At 74.4% G+C, this 18,157-nt stretch carries 14 protein-coding genes; 8 read left to right on the top strand and 6 right to left on the bottom strand.

Going from position 1 to position 18,157, the window contains the following annotated elements; all coding sequences use genetic code 11:
- The first annotated feature begins 131 nt into the window (after positions 1–131).
- The 7 genes from OG500_RS06790 to OG500_RS06760 all read left to right on the top strand — a co-directional run bounded on the left by OG500_RS06790 (position 132) and on the right by OG500_RS06760 (position 11,794).
- Complete coding sequence (locus tag OG500_RS06790; protein WP_329577686.1) at positions 132–1,880, top strand: acyclic terpene utilization AtuA family protein; 1,749 nt, start codon at positions 132–134, stop codon at positions 1,878–1,880.
- Positions 1,877–3,475: an acyl-CoA carboxylase subunit beta gene (locus OG500_RS06785; protein ID WP_329577683.1), complete on the top strand. Its 1,599-nt coding sequence runs from the start codon at positions 1,877–1,879 to the stop codon at positions 3,473–3,475. Before OG500_RS06790 ends, OG500_RS06785 begins: the two co-directional genes overlap by 4 nt.
- Positions 3,476–3,532: 57 nt before the next feature.
- Positions 3,533–5,545, top strand: a complete 2,013-nt coding sequence (locus OG500_RS06780) for an ATP-binding protein (protein ID WP_329577680.1) — start codon at positions 3,533–3,535, stop codon at positions 5,543–5,545.
- A 15-nt stretch (positions 5,546–5,560) separates the two neighbouring features.
- The gene (locus OG500_RS06775) at positions 5,561–6,742 is read left to right on the top strand and encodes an acyl-CoA dehydrogenase family protein (RefSeq protein WP_327065481.1); all 1,182 of its coding nucleotides are present in this window, start codon (positions 5,561–5,563) and stop codon (positions 6,740–6,742) included.
- A gap of 94 nt (positions 6,743–6,836) precedes the next feature.
- On the top strand, positions 6,837–8,405 hold the full coding sequence (locus OG500_RS06770) for an AMP-binding protein (protein WP_329577677.1): 1,569 nt from the start codon (positions 6,837–6,839) through the stop codon (positions 8,403–8,405).
- Between the two features lie 166 nt (positions 8,406–8,571).
- On the top strand, positions 8,572–9,249 hold the full coding sequence (locus OG500_RS06765; RefSeq protein WP_327065479.1) for a TetR/AcrR family transcriptional regulator: 678 nt from the start codon (positions 8,572–8,574) through the stop codon (positions 9,247–9,249).
- A 64-nt stretch (positions 9,250–9,313) separates the two neighbouring features.
- Positions 9,314–11,794 carry a SpoIIE family protein phosphatase gene (locus OG500_RS06760; RefSeq protein ID WP_327065478.1) on the top strand — a complete coding sequence of 827 codons (2,481 nt, stop codon included), beginning with the start codon at positions 9,314–9,316 and terminating at the stop codon, positions 11,792–11,794.
- Between the two features lie 52 nt (positions 11,795–11,846).
- Here OG500_RS06760 and OG500_RS06755 read toward each other — a convergent pair whose 3' ends face one another.
- The 4 genes from OG500_RS06755 to OG500_RS06740 all read right to left on the bottom strand — a co-directional run bounded on the left by OG500_RS06755 (position 11,847) and on the right by OG500_RS06740 (position 15,286).
- Positions 11,847–13,388 carry an MFS transporter gene (locus tag OG500_RS06755; RefSeq protein ID WP_442907006.1) on the bottom strand — a complete coding sequence of 514 codons (1,542 nt, stop codon included), beginning with the start codon at positions 13,386–13,388 and terminating at the stop codon, positions 11,847–11,849.
- Entirely contained in the window at positions 13,385–13,939 is a 555-nt protein-coding gene (locus OG500_RS06750; protein WP_329577672.1) for a TetR/AcrR family transcriptional regulator, read from the bottom strand. Before OG500_RS06750 ends, OG500_RS06755 begins: the two co-directional genes overlap by 4 nt.
- A 157-nt stretch (positions 13,940–14,096) precedes the next feature.
- Entirely contained in the window at positions 14,097–14,489 is a 393-nt protein-coding gene (locus OG500_RS06745) for a cell division protein SepF (protein ID WP_327065476.1), read from the bottom strand.
- Positions 14,490–14,770: 281 nt separating this feature from the next.
- Complete coding sequence (locus OG500_RS06740; RefSeq protein WP_327065475.1) at positions 14,771–15,286, bottom strand: DinB family protein; 516 nt, start codon at positions 15,284–15,286, stop codon at positions 14,771–14,773.
- Between the two features lie 149 nt (positions 15,287–15,435).
- On the opposite strand from OG500_RS06740, the gene OG500_RS06735 reads away from it, so the two are divergent.
- Positions 15,436–16,170: an SDR family oxidoreductase gene (locus OG500_RS06735; protein ID WP_327065473.1), complete on the top strand. Its 735-nt coding sequence runs from the start codon at positions 15,436–15,438 to the stop codon at positions 16,168–16,170.
- Here OG500_RS06735 and OG500_RS06730 read toward each other — a convergent pair.
- On the bottom strand, positions 16,128–16,832 hold the full coding sequence (locus tag OG500_RS06730) for a TVP38/TMEM64 family protein (protein WP_327065471.1): 705 nt from the start codon (positions 16,830–16,832) through the stop codon (positions 16,128–16,130). The two genes, OG500_RS06735 and OG500_RS06730, sit on opposite strands and share 43 nt — an antisense overlap.
- Entirely contained in the window at positions 16,829–18,019 is a 1,191-nt protein-coding gene (locus tag OG500_RS06725) for an MFS transporter (RefSeq protein ID WP_327065470.1), read from the bottom strand. Before OG500_RS06725 ends, OG500_RS06730 begins: the two co-directional genes overlap by 4 nt.
- Between the last annotated feature and the right edge of the window lie 138 nt (positions 18,020–18,157).

Genomic DNA, 18,157 nt, shown 5'->3' with positions numbered 1-18,157 from the left:
TGATCGTAGAGCCCGGCCGTGCCCGCCGGGAGAAAAACAAGCACGCACGATTGCTTTTTTCTCCGCACTGACCCACCATCAACTCCGAGCCACCCGCAACCGCCCGCCCGCGCGACCGAGAAGGCGCCCGCATGCCGCACCCCGGACCGGACTCCACCGCCCCCGCCACCCCGCCCCCGCCGCTGCGCGTCGGCAACGCCTCCGGCTTCTACGGCGACCGCTTCTCCGCCGTGCGCGAGATGCTCACCGGCGGGCCGCTGGACGTCCTCACCGGCGACTACCTGGCCGAGCTGACCATGCTGATCCTGGCCCGCGACCGGCTGAAGGACCCGAAGCTCGGCTACGCCAAGGTGTTCCTGCGCCAGTTGGAGGAGTGCCTGGGCCTGGCGGTGGACCGCGGGGTGCGGATCGTGGTCAACGCGGGCGGCCTGAACCCGGCCCAACTGGCCGAGAACATCGCCGAACTGGCCGCTCGGCAGGGCATCGCGCTGCGCGTCGGCCAGGTCGCCGGGGACGATCTGCTGTCCCGGGCGGGCGAGTTCACCACGCCCGCCGGCCTGCTCGCGGCCAACGCCTACCTGGGCGCCTTCGGGATCGCCGAGTGCCTGCGCGAGGGCGCCGACCTGGTCGTCACCGGCCGGGTGACGGACGCCGCCCTGGTGGCCGGCCCGGCCGCGGCGCACTTCGGCTGGGGGCCGGCCGATCTGGACGCGCTGGCCGGTGCGGTGGTGGCGGGCCATGTGCTGGAGTGCGGCGCGCAGGCGACCGGCGGGAACTACGCCTTCTTCACCGAACACGACGTCACCCGCCCGGGCTTCCCGCTCGCCGAGCTGCACGCCGACGGCAGCAGCGTGATCACCAAGCACCCGGGCACCGGCGGCGCGGTCACCCTCGGCACGGTCACCGCGCAGCTCCTCTACGAGACCGCCGGAGCCCGCTACCTCGGCCCGGACGTGACGGCCCGGCTGGACACCGTGCGCCTGGAGCAGCAGGGCCCGGACCGGGTGCGGATCAGCGCAGTGCGCGGCGAAGCACCGCCGCCCACCCTCAAGGTCGGCCTGAACCGGCTCGGCGGCTGGCGCAACGAGGTGGTCTTCATCCTCACCGGGCTCGACATCGAGGCCAAGGCGGCCCTGGTCCGCGCCCAGCTGGAGCAGGCGCTCGACGAGGCGGGGAGCCGCCCGGCCGAGCTGCGCTGGACTCTGGCCCGCACCGACCGGCCCGACGCCGCGACCGAGCAGCAGGCCAGTGCGCTGCTCCAGCTCACGGTGCGGGACCGGGACCAGGCCAGGGTCGGGCGCGCGGTCGGCGCGGCGGCCGTCGAACTCGGCCTGGCCGGCTACCCGGGCTTCCACCTGACGGCGCCGCCGGGGCCGGGGGCGCCGTACGGGGTCTTCGAGGCCGTGCACCTGGACGCCACGCTGGTGGAGCACTGGGCCGTGCTGCCCGACGGCACCCGCCGCGCGATCCCGCCGGCCGTGGTCACCGCCCCCGTGCCGGCCCGGCCCGCCGGCGAGCCCGACCTCCCCGACCCGCTCCCGGCGGGCCCCACCCGCCGCGTCCCGCTGGGCCTGGTCGCCGGGGCCCGCAGCGGCGACAAGGGCGGCGACGCCAATCTCGGCGTCTGGGTCCGCACCGAGCAGGCCTGGCGCTGGCTCGCCCACGAACTGACGGTCCATCGGCTCAAGGAGCTGCTGCCCGAGACCGCCGAGCTGACGGTCACCCGCCACCTGCTGCCCAACCTGCGTGCCGTCAACTTCGTCGTCACCGGCCTGCTCGGCCGGGGCGTGGGCGCCCAGGAGCGGTTCGACCCGCAGGCCAAGGCGCTGGGGGAGTGGCTGCGCTCCCGCACCCTCGACATTCCGGAGGTCCTGCTGTGACCGTGCTCGCCACCCGGCTCGACCCGGGGTCGGCGGACCACCTCGCCCACCGCGAGGCGATGCTCGCCAAACTCGCCGGGCTCGACGCCGAACACGCCAAGGCGCTGGCCGGCGGCGGTCCCAAGTACGTCGAACGCCACCGCGCGCGTGGCAAGCTGCTCGCCCGTGAGCGGATCGAGCTGCTGCTCGACCCGGACTCGCCGTTCCTGGAGCTCTCGCCGCTGGCCGCCTGGGGCAGCGACTACCCGGTCGGTGCCGGGCTGGTCACCGGCATCGGCACGGTCGAGGGCACCGAGTGCGTGATCACCGCCAACGACCCGACGGTGCGCGGCGGGGCGAGCAATCCGTGGACCCTGCGCAAGGCGCTGCGGGCCAACGAGATCGCGCTGCGCAACCGCCTGCCGCTGATCAACCTGGTCGAGTCGGGCGGCGCCGACCTGCCCAGCCAGAAGGAGATCTTCATCCCGGGCGGCGCGCTCTTCCGCGACCTCACCCGGCTCTCCGCCGCCGGGATCCCCACCGTCGCGGTGGTCTTCGGCAACTCCACCGCCGGTGGTGCCTACGTGCCGGGCATGTCCGACCACACCGTGCTGGTCAAGGGGCGGGCCAAGGTCTTCCTCGGCGGTCCGCCGCTGGTCAAGATGGCCACCGGCGAGGAGGCCGACGACGAGTCGCTCGGCGGCGCCGAGATGCACGCCCGGGTCTCGGGTCTGGCCGACCAGTTCGCCGTGGACGAGCCCGACGCGCTGCGGCTGGCCCGCCGGATCGTGCACCGGCTGCACTGGCGCAAGGCCGGACCGGCGCTCGATCCGGCCGCCCGGCCGCCGGTCTACGACGAGGAGGAGCTGCTCGGCATCGTGCCGAGCGACCTCAAGGTCCCCTTCGACCCGCGCGAGGTGATCGCCCGGATCGTCGACGGCTCCGACTTCGACGAGTTCAAGCCGCTCTACGGGTCGAGCCTGGCCACCGGCTGGGCCACGCTGTTCGGCTACCCGGTGGGCATCCTGGCCAACGCGCAGGGCGTGCTGTTCAGCGCGGAGTCCCAGAAGGCCGCCCAGTTCATCCAGTTGGCCAACCAGCGGGACATCCCGCTGCTCTTCCTGCACAACACCACCGGCTACATGGTCGGCAAGGAGTACGAGCAGGGCGGCATCATCAAGCACGGCGCGATGATGATCAACGCGGTGTCCAACAGCACCGTCCCGCACCTGTCCGTGCTGCTCGGCGCCTCCTACGGGGCCGGCCACTACGGCATGTGCGGGCGGGCCTACGACCCGCGCTTCCTGTTCGCCTGGCCCAGCGCCAAGTCCGCGGTGATGGGACCGGCCCAACTGGCGGGCGTGCTCTCGATCGTGGCCCGCCAGTCGGCCGCCGCCAAGGGCCAGCCCTACGACGAGGACGCGGACGCCGCGATCCGCGCCATGGTCGAGCAGCAGATCGAGGCGGAGTCGCTGCCGGCCTTCCTCTCCGGACGGCTCTACGACGACGGGGTGATCGACCCGCGCGACACCCGCACGGTGCTCGGGCTGTGCCTGTCCGCGATCCACAGCGCACCGGTCGAGGGGGCGCGCGGCTATGGCGTCTTCCGGATGTGAGGGTGTGACGGCGTGAGGGATGTGCAGGGCGTGCGCGAAGAAGTGAAGGACCGTCAGATGATCACCAGCCTGCTCGTCGCCAACCGCGGCGAGATCGCCCGCCGGATCTTCCGCAGCTGCCGCGAACTCGGCATCACCACCGTGGCGGTGTACGCGGACCCGGACGAGGGGGCGCCGCACGTCCTGGAGGCGGACAGCGCCGTCCGGCTGCCCGGAGCCGCCCCCGCCGACACCTATCTGCGCGCCGACCTGCTGGTGCAGGCCGCCCTCGCGGCGGGCGCGGACGCGGTGCACCCGGGGTACGGGTTCCTCTCCGAGGATCCGGCCTTCGCCCGCGCGGTGCTGGCGGCGGGGCTGGCCTGGGTCGGTCCGAGCCCCGAGGCGATGGCCGCGATGGGCTCCAAGAGCGCGGCCAAGCGCCTGATGGCCGCAGCCGGGGTGCCGGTCCTCGAACCCGTGGAGCCCGAGGCGGCCACCGCGGCCGATCTGCCGCTGCTGGTCAAGGCGGCGGCGGGCGGCGGCGGTCGCGGCATGCGGGTGGTGCGCCGACTGGCCGACCTGGCAGGCGAGCTGGCCGCGGCCTCGGTGGAGGCGGCGGCGGCCTTCGGTGACGGCGAGGTCTTCCTGGAGCCGTACCTGCCCAGCGGCCGGCACGTCGAGGTGCAGTTGCTGGCCGACGCGCACGGCACCGTCTGGGCGCTGGGCGAGCGCGACTGCTCGGTGCAGCGCCGGCACCAGAAGGTGCTGGAGGAGACCCCGGCGCCGGGCCTGCCACCGGCGCTGCGCGCCGAGTTGGCCGCGGCGGCCGAATCGGCCGCGCGCGCGATCGACTACACCGGCGCCGGGACGGTCGAGTTCCTGCTCGCCCCGGACGGCCGGTTCTTCTTCCTGGAGATGAACACCCGCCTCCAGGTGGAGCATCCGGTCACCGAGTGCGTCACCGGCCTGGACCTGGTGGCCCTGCAACTGGCCGTGGCGGAGGGGCAGGCGCTGCCCGCCGAGCCGCCCGCCGCGCGCGGCCACGCGATCGAGGCCCGGCTCTACGCCGAGGATCCGGCGGCCGGCTGGCAGCCGCAGAGCGGCACCCTGCACCGGATCGAGTTCCCCGCCGAGCACCCCGTGGCCGGCACCGAGCGGCACAGTGGCCTGCGGATCGACTCCGGCGTGGTGAACGGCAGTGCGGTCGGGGTGCGGTACGACGCGATGCTCGCCAAGGTGATCGCCTGGGCGCCCACCAGGGCCGCTGCCGCGCGCCGGCTGGCCGACGCGCTGCTCCGGGCCCGGATCCACGGCCTGACCACCAACCGTGCGCTGCTGGTCCACGTGCTGCGCCATCCCGCCTTCCTGGCGGGGGAGTTGCACACCGCCTTCCTCACCGAGCACGCGGCGGACCTGCTGCCCGCCGCTGACAAGCGCGAGCTGCCGCTGGCCGCCCTGGCCGCCGCGCTCGCCCAGGCCGCCGCCCACCCCGGCCCGCTGCCCGCCGGCTGGCGCAATCTGCCCTCCCAGCCCCAGGTCAGGCGCTATCGCGCCGCGGACGGGCAGGAGTTGACGGTCGGCTACCGCCGGACCAGGGACGGCCTGCTGGCCGAGGAGCACCCGGGCGTGCGGCTGCTCGACGCGACCACCGAGCAGGTCGTGCTGGAGGTCGACGGCGTGCGCCGCACCTTCGGGATCGCCCGCTACGGCGACGTGATCGAGGTCGACACGCCGGCGGCCTCCGTCACCCTCACCGCCCTTCCGCGCTTCGCCGAACCCGTGGTGGCACCGACTCCGGGTGCGCTGCTCGCCCCGATGCCCGGCACGGTGATCCGGCTGGGCGCCGAGGTCGGCGAGCGGGTGGCGGCCGGCCAGCCGCTGCTCTGGCTGGAGGCGATGAAGATGGAACACCAGGTCACCGCGCCGGTGGACGGCACGGTGACCGAACTGCGCGCCCTGGCCGGGCAGCAGGTCGAGCTCGGCGCGGTGCTGGCCGTCGTCGAACCCGTCCGGCCCGCCGACTGCGCCGACCCCGCCGATTCCGACGGCCCCACCGGGCCCACCGCGCCCGCCAGTTCCGTGATCCAGTAGACCGGAGGACCCCGCATGTCCGCACCGAGTACTTCCGAGAGCCCGCTGATCGAGACCCCCGAGCGGATCGCGCTGCGCCGCGCGGTCGGCGACCTGGGCCGCCGCTACGGTTCCGGCTACTTCCTCGCCAAGGCGCGGGCCGGTGAGCACACCGACGAACTCTGGTCGGATGCAGGAAAGTTGGGCTTCCTCGGGGTCAACCTGCCGGAGGAGTACGGTGGTGGCGGCGCCGGCGTCTACGAACTGGCGATCGTCCTGGAGGAGTTGGGCACGGTCGGCTGCCCGCTGCTGATGCTAGTGGTCTCCCCGGCGATCTGCGGCACCATCCTGGCCCGGTTCGGCACCGAGGAGCAGAAGCGCGCCTGGCTGCCGGGCCTGGCCGACGGCAGCCGCCGGATGGCCTTCGCCATCACCGAGCCGGACGCGGGCTCCAACTCGCACAAGCTCTCCACGGTGGCCAAGCGCGACGGCGGCGACTGGGTGCTGAACGGCCGCAAGGTCTTCATCTCCGGCATCGACGGCTCGGACGCGGTGCTGGTGGTCGGCCGCACCGAGGACGCGCGCACCGGCAAGCTCAAGCCCGCGCTGTTCATCGTGCCGCGCCGGACCCCGGGTTTCGAGTACCGGCCGATCCCGATGGAACTCGTCTCCCCCGAGCGCCAGTTCCAGGTCTTCCTGGACGACGTCCGGCTGCCCGCCGATGCCCTGGTGGGCGAGGAGAACGCCGGTCTGCAGCAGCTGTTCGCCGGGCTCAACCCCGAGCGGATCATGACCGCCGCCTTCTCGCTCGGGGTGGCCCGCCAGGCGCTGAACACCGCCGTGGAGTACGCCAAGGGCCGTACCGTCTGGGACACGCCGATCGGCGCCCACCAGGGCCTGGCCCACCCGCTGGCGCAGTGCGCCATCGAGGTCGAGCTGGCCCGGCTGATGATGCGCAAGGCCGCCCACCTGTACGACGCGGGCGACGACGCCGCGGCGGGGGAGGCCGCCAACATGGCCAAGTACGCCTCCGGCGAGGCGGCCACCCGCACCGTCGACCAGGCCGTGCAGACGCTGGGCGGCAACGGCCTGACCCAGGAGTACGGCCTGGCCGCGCTGCTCGCCGCCACCCGGGTCGGCCGGGTGGCCCCGGTCAGCCGCGAGATGATCCTCAACTACGTGGCCCAGCACACCCTCGGCCTGCCGCGCTCCTACTGAGTGGTCACGCCGGGGCGTGCGCGCCCCGGCACCCGGGTAGCACCTCCGGCACGGCCTCCACCCGGCCGTGAGTCGCCGATCCGCAGGAGTCCCCATGGCGTTCCGCAGCGAGTACCCCGACGTCCCCGTCGTCGACCAGCCGCTCCACGACGTGGTGCTGGCCGGCGCCGCCCGCTACGGCGACGCCCCCGCCCTGGTCGACGGCGTGACCGGCGAGACCCTGAGCTACACCGAACTCGCCGCCGCCGTCGGCCGGGTGGCCGCCGGGCTGGCCGAGGCGGGGGTGGCCAAGGGGGACGTGGTGGCGCTGCACAGCCCCAACTCGATCGCCTACCCCGTCGCCGTGTACGCGGCCGGCCGGGCGGGCGCCGTCGTCACCACGGTCTCCTCCCTCGCCACCCCCGAGGAGCTGGCCGGCCAGCTGCGCGACAGCGGCGCCGGCTGGATCATCACCTGCTCGGCGCTGCTGCCGGTGTCGCTGGCGGCGACCGATGGCGGCAAGGGAGTGCGCGAGATCTTCCTGCTCGACCAGGGCGGCCCGGCCGGCTACCGCACCCTGGCCGACCTGCGGGCCTCCACCGCCCCCGAGCCGCAGGTCGCCATCGATCCGGGCACCGACCTCGCCGCCCTGCCCTACTCCAGCGGCACCACCGGCCTGCCCAAGGGCGTGATGCTCACCCACCGCTCGATCGCCACCAACCTCGCCCAGATCGACGCCGTCGAGCCTGGCGTGGTCGGCGAGCGGCTGATCGCCGTGCTGCCCTTCTTTCATATCTACGGATTGGTCATCCTTCTGCACCGCCCGCTCCAGGTCGGCGCCACCGTGGTGGTGCTGCCCCGCTTCGACCTGGCCCAGTTCCTGCGCACCATCCAGGACCACCGCATCGAGGGGCTGGTGGTGGCCCCGCCGATCGTGCTGGCGCTGGCCAAGCACCCGCTGGTCGACGAGTTCGACCTCTCCTCGATCCGCTACGTGCGCAGCGCCGCGGCCCCGCTCGACGCCGACCTCGCGGCGGCCTGCGCCGACCGGCTCGGCCTCGCCACGGTCCAGCAGGGCTACGGGATGACCGAGCTCTCGCCCGCCACCCACCTCGTCCCGCTCAGCGACCCCGATCCGGCCCCCGGCTCGGTCGGCAAGCTGGTGGCCGCCACCGAGCTGCGGGTGCGCTCGCTGGACGGCGGCGGGGAGGACCTCGGGGCCGGCGAGCAGGGCGAGATCCTGATCCGCGGTCCGCAGGTGATGAAGGGCTACCTGGGCCGCCCCGCCGACACCGACACGATGATCGACCCGGAGGGCTGGCTGCACACCGGCGACGTCGGCTACGTCGACGAGCGCGGCTACCTGTTCATCGTCGACCGGGTCAAGGAGTTGATCAAGTACAAGGGCTACCAGGTGGCGCCCGCCGAGCTGGAGGCGCTGCTGCTGACCCACCCGGGGATAGCGGACGCCGCCGTGGTCGGGGTCACCGACGAGGACGGCACCGAGCGGCCGAAGGCGTTCGTGGTGCGGGCCCCGGGCAGCGAGCTGACCGGACCCGAGGTGATGGAGTTCGTCGCCGCCCGGGTCGCGCCGTACAAGAAGGTCCGCGCGGTCGGCTTCCTGGACGCGGTGCCGAAGTCCGCCAGCGGCAAGATCCTGCGCCGGGAGCTGCGCGGCCGCTGACCTGGGATCAGTCCTCGGCCCCGGGCCCGTCTGGGAGGATGGGAGGATGCGGGGCCGGGGACCGCCCTCCCCGGGGACCACCCCGCCACCCCACCCCGGGGCCCGCTTGGTCCCCCCATCCGGGGCCACCCAGGACCCCCTCACACCCCGCCCGGAGCGCACCGCCATGACCACCGCTGCCCGCACCCCGCAGCAGGACCGCAGCCGCGCCACCCGCCGCCGACTGCTGGAGGCGGCCGTGGACTGTCTGGCCGAGCGCGGCTGGAACGGCAGCACCGTCACCGTGGTGGCCGAACGCGCCGGGGTGACCCGCGGCGCCGCCCAGCACCACTTCCCGACCCGCGAGGACCTCTTCACCGCCGCCGTCGAACACGTGACCGCCGAGCGGCTGGCCGCCGTCCGGGCCGGCACCGGCGAGCTGCCGCCGCCGGGGCCGGCCAGGACCGAGGCCGTGGTGGACCTGCTGGTCCGCCTCTACACCGGGCCGCTCTTCCGTGCGGCCCTGCACCTGTGGGTGGCCGCGGCGACCGAGCAGCCGCTGCGCGAGCGGATCATCGCCCTGGAGAACCGGGTCGGTCGCGAGTCCCACCGGGCCGCGCTGGACTCGCTCGGGGTGGACGGGAGCGCGCAGGGCGTGCGCGAGTCGGTCCAGGCCACCCTCGACCTGGCCCGCGGCCTGGGCCTGGCCAACCTGCTCACCGACGACACCGCCCGGCGCACCGGCGTGGTGCGCCAGTGGACCCGGATGCTGCAGGCGGCGCTGGACCAGGCCGCGCTCGATCGGGCCGTCCCCGGGCAGCGGCCGGCTGACGGCGCGTCGCCCGCCGCGCAGCCGGACGCCTGACGCAACGCCAAGCCCAGGCCCACCACCGGTCGCCGCCCCGCTGATCAGCGGGCAGTCTGGAACAGTGCACGCACCTCAGACCGGCCCCCCGCCCGAAGGGGGCGCGCAGCCCGGCGGCTCCGGCGTGTCCGGGATCGTCCCGGCGGCCCTGGACGGCCACCGCCTGGTTCCGCTGGCCACCGCCCTGCTGGACGCCGACGGCCTGGTCCTGCACTGGAGCGAGGACGCCGAGCGGCTGCTCGGCTGGCGGGCCGAGGAGATCGTCGGGCACTTCGCCGCCCCGCTGCTGACCACCTCCCAGCACCGCCCCGAGGTGCTGGACCTGTACGAGAACATCCTGGCCGGCCGCCGCTGGTCGGGGATCTTCCCGGTGCGGCACAAGGACGGCCACGAGGTCGAGCTGGACTTCCGCACCTACGGCATCACCGGACCGGGCGGCCGCCCGCTGGTCCTGGCCACCGGCTCCGACGTGCGCGCCATCCAGCAGGTGGAGGCCAACCTCGCGGTCCTGGACGGCTTCTTCACCCAGTCGCCGATCGGCATGGCGGTCTACGACACCGAGCTGCGCTACGTGCGGATCAACCCGGCGCTGGCCGCGATGAACGGCCTGCCGGTGGCGGCCCACCTGAGCAAGCGGATCGACGAGGTGCTGCCCGGGATCAACACCACCGAGATCGAGGGCGTGATGCGCGAGGTGCTCGCCACCGGCGAGCCGGTGATCGACGCCCGCTCGCACGGCCGCACACCCGGCGCGCCGGGCAACGACCACGCCTGGTCGGCCTCCTACTTCCGGCTCGCCGACGCCTCGGGCCGGGTGCTCGGCGTCAGCTCCTCGCTCATCGACGTGACCGAGCGCTTCCAGGCCGAGGCCCGCGCCGCCCGCGCCCAGGAGCGGCTGACCCTGCTCGCCGAGGCCAGCGCCCGGATCGGCACCACCCTGGACATGCAGCGCACCGCGGAGGAACTGGTCTCCGCGGTGGTCCCCAGGTTCGCCGACTTCGCCACCGTCGACCTGCTCGACCCGATCCTGCAGGGGGAGGAGCCCGGCCTGCTCGCCCCCGACCAGGGGGTGCTGCTGCGCGCGGTGGCCTCCGGCGAGGCGTACGGGGCGGGGCTGACCAACGTGGCCGACGCGGTCGGCGAGACCACCGCCTACGACTCCAGCCGGATCTACACCAAGAGCCTGCGCAGCGGCCGCCCGATGGTGGTGGCCGAGGTGGACGAGGCGGCGCTGCGCCGGATCGCCCCGCGCGAGGAACGGGTGGAGCCGGGCCTGGCGGCCGGCATCCACTCCTACCTGCTGGTTCCACTGCTGGCCCGCGGCATGGTGCTCGGCGGCGCGGAGTTCGTCCGCACCCGCAACCCCGAGTCGTTCAGCGAGGCGGACGTGGCACTGGCCGAGGAGCTGGTGGCCCGCACCGCCGTCTGCATCGACAACGCCCGCCTCTACCGCCGCGAGCGCGACACCGCGCTGACCCTGCAGCGCAGCCTGCTGCCGCAGGAGATCCACCGCACCCTGGGCCTGGAGATCGCCTACCGCTACCTGCCCAGCAGCGTGGTCAGCGAGGTCGGCGGCGACTGGTTCGACGTGGTGCCGCTCTCCTGCGGCCGGGTGGCGCTGGTGGTCGGCGACGTGATGGGCCATGGGATCAGGGCGGCGGCGACGATGGGTCAGCTGCGCACGGTGGCCCGCACCCTGGCCACCCTGGACATGCCGCCGGCCCAGGTGCTCGCCCGCCTGGACGAGACCGCCACCGGCATCGGCGAGGGCCAGTTCGCCACCTGCGTCTGCGCGGTCTACGACCCGGTGGACCGCAGCTGCACGGTGGCCAGCGCCGGCCACCTGCCCCCGGTGGTGATGGGCACGGACGGCGTGGCCCGGGTGCTGGACGTGCCGCCGGGGGTGCCGCTGGGGGTGGGCGGGGTCTCCTTCGAGAACGTCGAGTTCACGCTGCCCGAGGGCAGCGTGCTGACCCTCTTCACCGACGGCCTGGTGGAGCGCCGCGGCGAGGACATCGACCGGGGCATCAACGAGCTGTGCGCCACCCTCGCCGCCCGGGGCCGCACCCTGGAGGCGCACTGCGACGCGGTGGTCTCCGCACTGGTGCGCGGCGACAGCGAGGACGACGTGGCGATGATCATGGCCAGGGCGCTGCCGGTGCCCAGTGACCGGATGGCCACCCTGCAGCTCACCGGCCAGGGCCCGATGCCCGCGCGGGCCCGCCGCTTCACCCGTTCCACGCTCGCCGACTGGGGCCTGGCCCCGCTCGCCGACTCCGCCGAACTGCTGGTCAGCGAGCTGGTCACGAACGCCCTGGTGCACGCCCAGGAGCCGCAGCGGCTGCGGCTGTTCCGGGACCGGATGCTCACCCTGGAGGTGGCCGACTCCGGGCGCCAGGCCCCGCGGCTGCGCCCCTCGGGCTCGCAGGACGAGGGCGGGCGCGGTATGCACCTGGTCAACGAGCTGGCCCAGCGCTGGGGCAGCCGGCCGACCCGCAGCGGCAAGGTGGTCTGGGCGGAGCTGGAGCTGCCGCTCGGCAGCTGACGGGCCGTGCCGCCCGGTTCGCCACCGGGCGGCACGGCCAGGCCGGGGCCCGTCAGACCCGGCGCAGCAGCCGCCAGGCCAGGCCGGCGCCCAGCAGCACCAGCACCGCGGCGAGCACCGCCGCCAGGCCGATGCCCCGCACGAACGCCTCCTGCGCCATGCCCACCAGCGCCTGTCCGGCCTCGCCCGGCAGGTGCTGGGCCGCCGCCACCGCCGAGCCCAGCGACTCGTGGGCCCTGGCGGCCGTCTCCGCATCCACCCCGGGCGGGGTGCCGCCGCCGCGGTAGACGGCGGTGAGCACCGAGCCGAACAGCGCGATCCCCAGCGCCGTGCCCAGCTCGTAAGCGGTCTCCGAGACCGCGGAGGCCGCCCCGGACCTGGCCGGCGGCGCAGCGCTCAGCACCAGGTCGGCGGAGAGCGTGTACACCAGGCCCTCGGCCGCGCCGACCGCGAGGAAGATCACGGCCAGCAGCAGGAACGAGGTGTCCTGGCGCAGCAGCCCCAGGGCGCCCAGCGCCAGTCCCAGCAGCGCCATGCCGCCGACCAGCGCCGCCCTGGGCCCGGCCGAGCGGGTCAGCCGGGTGGTCAGGATCGAGGCGGCAGCCGCACCGGCGAAGGCGGGCAGCTCGGCCAGCCCGGCCGTCAGCGGCGAGAGCCCCCGTACCAGCTGGAGGTACTGCGACATGAAGAAGACCACGCCGGCCAGCCCGAAGACCGCGATCAGCGCCCCCAGCACGGCGGCGGTGAACCGGCGGTCGGCGAACAGCCGCACGTCCAGCAGCGGGTCGGCCAGCCGCAGCTGCCGGCGCACGAAGAGCCAGAGCCCGAGCACGCCCAGCACGGCCGCGACCGGCACCTGCCACCGGGCCACGCCGTGGGCGGCGGCCTCGGTGATCGCGTAGACCAGCGCGATCAGGCCGGTCATCGAGCAGAGCACGCTGAGCAGGTCCAGCCGGCCCGGTCGCGGGTCCTTGGACTCCGGCAGCAGCCAGCCCCCCAGCACCAGCAGGAGCGCCACGACGGGCAGGTTCAGCAGGAAGACCGAGCCCCACCAGAAGTGCTCCAGCAGCACCCCGCCGACCAGCGGCCCGGCCGCGGCGCCGGCGGTGGCGGCCGCGCCCCAGATGCCGATCGCCCTGGCCCGCTCGCGGGCCTCGGGGAACAGCGCGCGGATCAGCGACAGCGTGGAGGGCATGATGGTAGCCCCGGCCACGCCCAGCAGCGCCCGGGCGGCGATCAGCCAGCCGGGGCCGGGCGCGTAGGCGGCCAGCAGCGAGGCCGCGCCGAAGGCGGCGGTGCCGATCAGCAGCAGCCGCTTGCGCCCGATCCGGTCGCTGAGCGCGCCCATGCTGACCAGCAGACCCGCCAGCACGAAGGAGTAGCTGTCGCCGATCCACAGCAGTGCGGTGGAGCTGGGCGCCAGGGTCTCGGTGATCGAGGGGATCGCCAGCACCAGCACGGTGGCGTCGACGACGACCAGCAGCACGCCCAGGACCAGGACGGCCAGGCCCGACCAGCGCCGGCGGTCACCGGTGCCGGCGGTTCCGAGGGTGGTGGAGGTGGTGGACATCGCGGTGTCGAGCGTGCTGGTCATGAGGTTCCTGTCCTTCGCAGGGCCCCGCCGAGGAAGAGCTCGGTCAGGGCGAAGGCGCTGTCCCGGGGGGCGAGCCGGCCGTCCTGGACGGCCCAGCCCACGCCGGCCAGCAGGTCGAAGAAGGCTTCGCTGAGCCAGCCGGCCGGCAGCTCGATCCGGAAGGCCCCCTCCTGCTGGCCGCGCAGGAAGAAGGCGCGGACCCGGGCGTCCTGCTCCTCCCAGAGCGCGCACAGCTCCGGGTCGTCGAAGAGCTGGTTCTCACCGGCCAGGAAGGCGCAGAGCGCGGCGTCGGGCACCAGCAGGTCGATCAGCCGGCGCAGCGCCTCGGCGGTGTCGCCGGTCTCGATGGCGGCGGTGTCCAGCGCGCTGTTGTAGCGGCGCAGACCGAGCAGACCGACCTCGCGGATCAGCGCCTCGCGGCCGGGGAAGATCCGGTGCAGCGAGGCCCGGCTGATCCCGGCGGCGCGGGCGATCTCGTCCAGATGTGCGGTCGGCTGCCGGGAGAGCACGCCGACGGCTGCCTTGAGGACCGCGTCACGATCGATTGCCATGAGTCCAGGATAGCTCGGATGAGACATGCATGTCTCAGCTGAGACTTTTGGCGCCGAACTGCGGCATCGGCCGACCGGCGGCGGGCAGCAAAAAACCGGAGGCGGCTACTGCCGTCTCCGGTCTGCGCTGCTCCGGGTCAGTGCCCGGTGCCCGCGGTCAGCTCTGGTTGTAGAAGCCGCTGTCGTCCAGCGGCCGGTCGATCACCATCACCTCGACCTGCGGCGGCGTGAGCAGGAACACCCGGCGGGCGATCCGCTCGATGCCGCCGCGGGTGCCGAAGACCAGGCCCGAGGCGAAGTCGACCATCCGCTTGGCCTCGCCGTCGTCCATCTCGGTCACGTCCATCACCACCGGGGTGCCCGAGCGGATGTGCTCGCCCACCACCCGGGCGGACTCGAAGCCGGTGGGCTTCACCGAGACGATCTTGGTCGGATTCGGCAGCACCGGAATCGTGTCGGCGGTCGCCCACGACTCCTCCTCGTACACCGCGGCGGGGTAGCTCCCCGAGGGCATCAGCCACCCGTGGTGCTCGTCGCGAAGTGCTCCCATGCCGCGCCTCCCTGTCCTGTCCCCGTCTGGTTCCGGGCGTCACTGCGGCCAACTGACGCGTCATCCACTGCCCGGAACTGTCCGAGTATCGCACTGATCACCGTCTCGGCGCCCGCCCTGGCACGCCGTTCGGGTGGTGGCGCCTGCCGGTGGCACGCGCCGTCCTCATCGAGAGCGGACGCAGCCCTCCCCTCCCGCGGTTGCGGGCGGTTCCCGGGATCACCCGAGCGGCCTTGTCATGCTGGGGAATTGACGCAGGATCATGCGCCGGTGACGCGCTCTCATTCCCCGGTGGTACCGTCGACCGCCTCGCGCAGCAGGTCCGCGTGGCCGTTGTGGCGGGCGTACTCCTCGATCATGTGGACCTGGATCCAGCGCAGCGTCACCTTCTCGCGGCCCTTCTGCCGGACGGCGGCGACGGTGTCCAGCGACAACCCGGCCACGGCCTGCTCGGCGAGCTCGACCTCCCGGCGCCAGGCGGCGAAGTCGGCGGCCGGGTCGGCCTGGTCCACCCCGTTGAAGTCGAGGTCCCGGTCCTCGTCGGTGCAGTAGAGCGGGGTCGGGTCACCGTCGTGCAGGATCACCTGGTACCAGTAGTGCTCCACCTCGGCCATGTGCCGGACCAGGCCCAGCAGCGAGAGCGAGGACGGCGTCACCGAGCGCAGCCGCAGCTGCTCGTCCGTCAGTCCCGAGGTCTTGAGGGCCAGCGTCTTGCGGTGGAAGTCGAGCCAGGCGGCGAGCATGGTCGTCTCGTCCGCGGCGTTCGGCGGTTCGATCCGCTCCGTGGTGTCGGTCATGGGCGCCATCCTGGCCCAGTCCCGGGGTCGGTGGCGAGACATTTGACAGCGCTAGGCTCCCTTCGATCACGACGAGACGAAGCGGTTCGACGGCTGACGACCGAGGGATGCCGGGCCGCCGCGCCCGCAGGAGAGCTACGGAGGGGCACATGTCACGACCCGTCACCCTGGTGACCGGCGGCAGTCGCGGGATCGGTGCGGCGGTCTGCCTGCGGCTGGCCGCCGACGGCCACGACCTGGCGATCGGCTACCGGCGCGACGCCGAGGCCGCCGAGGAGGTCGCCCGGCAGGCCCGTGCGGCGGGTGCCACGGCGCTGGCCGTCCAGCTGGACACCGCGGCGGAGGACCAGGTGGAGCGCTTCTTCGACCTGGCCGCCGAGCGCCTCGGCCCGGCCACCGGGCTGGTCAACAACGCCGGGGTGACCAGCCCCCGCGGACCGCTGGCCGACCTGCGCACCGAGGACCTGCGCCGGGTGGTGGACGTCAACCTGGTCGGCTACCTGCTCTGCGCCCGCCGTGCCGCGCGCGACTTCGGCCGCGGCGCGGCGATCGTCAACGTCTCCTCGGGCGCCGCCACCCTGGGCAGCCCCGGCGAGTACATCCACTACGCGGCCACCAAGGCCGCCACCGACACCCTGACCATCGGGCTGGCCAAGGAGCTGGGACCGGCCGGTATCCGGGTCAACGCGGTCTCGCCGGGCACCATCGAGACCGAGATCCACGAGCTCAGCGGCGAGCCGGACCGGCCGGCCCGGGTCGCCCCCAGCGTCCCGCTGCGCCGGGCCGGTCGGCCCGAGGAGATCGCCGGCGCGGTCGCCTGGCTGCTGTCGCCGGACGCCTCCTACACCTCGGGCGCGATCCTGCGAGTGGCCGGCGGCATGTGAGCGGGCCCGGACCCGGTCGACGCGGCCCGGTGCCTGGCCCGCCAGGCACCGGCCAGGCTGAGCACGCCCAAGGCCACGATCACCGCGCCCGACAGGAGGAAGGCGGGCGAGGTGGGCGAGCCGGCCGAGGCGCCGGCCACCACGTAGGCCGCCGTGCCGGGCAGCACACCCAGCGCGGTGGCCGCCAGGTACGGGCGCACCCGCACTCCGGAGAGCGCCGCGCCCAGGTTCACCGCCTGGAACGGGACCCCGGGCACCAGGCGCAGCAGCAGCACGCTGCGGAACCCGTGCTCGGTCAGGCCCCGGTCCAGCGCCAGCAGCGCCCGCCCGCGCAGCAGCGGGCGCAGCGCCCGCTGACCGAGGCCGCGCCCCAGGCCGAAGGCGAGCGCCGCGCCCGCCGTGGTGCCGAGCACCGCCAGCGGCACGCCCCAGCGGGCACCGAAGAGCACCCCGGCCGCCACGTTGAGGGCCGGCTTGGGCAGGAAGGCGAGGGTGCCGAAGGCGAAGAGCGCCACGAACGCGGGCGCCCGCCAGACACCGGGCACCGCGGTGGCCACCTGTCGCGGATCCCAGCACAGCAGCGAGGCGGCGGCCCCGAGGAGGATCAGCACCAGCAGCGCGAGCCGGGCCCAGGGTGCGCGCGCGGCACGGCTCAGGTTCATGCGGGGGAGTTTAGAGGGTCCGCCGACCGGGGTGCGTCGGCCCGCGCCGTCCGCAGTGTGCCCGCGGTGAGGGTCAGCGCCGCCGCCAGCGCCGTCACCAGAGCGAAGGAGACCCGCAGCGAGCTGCCCTGGGCGATGGTGCCCACGATCGCGGGCGCGATCAGCCCCGAGGTGTAGGTGACGGTGGCGACGCCGGCGATCGCCCGGCTCGGGTTGGGCCCGGCGTGGCCGGCCGCCGCGAAGGCCAGCGGGACCACCACGGCGATGCCTGTGCCGAGCAGTGCGAATCCCGGGATCGCCACCGCGGGGCTGCCCGCGGCCACCACCAGCACCCCGCCGGTCGCCGCCACCGCCCCGCCCAGCCGCACGGTGGGCACCGGGCCGAGCCGGCGCACCACCGCGTCGCCGGCCAGCCGGGCCGCGGTCATGGTGAAGGCGAAGGCGGTGTAGGAGACCGCCGCGGTGCCGGCCGTGGCCCCGGTCAGGTCGCGCAGGTAGACGCCCGACCAGTCGCCGCCCGCCCCCTCGGCGAAGACCGCGCAGAAGCCGACCAGGCCGATCGCCAGTGCCGAGCGCGGCGGCAGCGCGAACCGCGGCGGCGCCTCGGCCTGCTCCCCGGGCCGCACGTCCAGCAGGCCCGCGCCGGCCAGCCGGCCCAGGACCAGCAGCACCGCCGCCGCGAGCGCCAGGTGGATCCGCGCGTCCAGGTGGGACCGGGCGGCCAGCGCGCCGAAGGCGGAGGCGACCAGGCCGCCCAGGCTCCACATCCCGTGCAGTCCGGACATGATCGACTTGCCCAGCCGCTGTTCGACCTCGACCCCCTCGGCGTTCATCGCCACGTCGGCCATGCCCGAGGTGGCCCCGTAGACCAGCAGCGCCAGGCAGAGCCAGGGCAGGCCGGGGGCGAGCGCCGGCAGTGCGAGGGCCGCGCACCACAGCGCCAGCAGCAGCCGGATCGCCGCGCGGGCGCCGAGCCGGTGGGCGATCCGCCCGGCCAGCGGCATCGCCAGCGAGGCCCCGACGGCGGGCATCACCAGCGCCAGGCCCAGCTCGCCCGCGCTCAGGTGCAGCCGGTCCTGGAAGGCGGGGATCCGGGTGGCGAAGCTGCCGGTGACCGCGCCGTGCACGGCGAAGACCAGCGCGATGCTGACCCTGGCCCGGCGCAGGGGTCGATCGGATGACGGCATGGCTGGGTCCTCCCCGTTCGGCGCGGCGCGGTGCGACGCATGGTGTGGTGCGCGGTGTGGAGCGGCGTGCAGTGTGGGCGTGCGGTCCGATAAATTATCAGGAAGGGTCCCTGATGAATAGATCTGGAAGGATGCGTG

The sequence above is a fragment of the Kitasatospora sp. NBC_01250 genome (assembly GCF_036226465.1).
Taxonomy (GTDB): domain Bacteria; phylum Actinomycetota; class Actinomycetes; order Streptomycetales; family Streptomycetaceae; genus Kitasatospora.
This window is presented reverse-complemented; position numbering and strand designations above follow the sequence as displayed.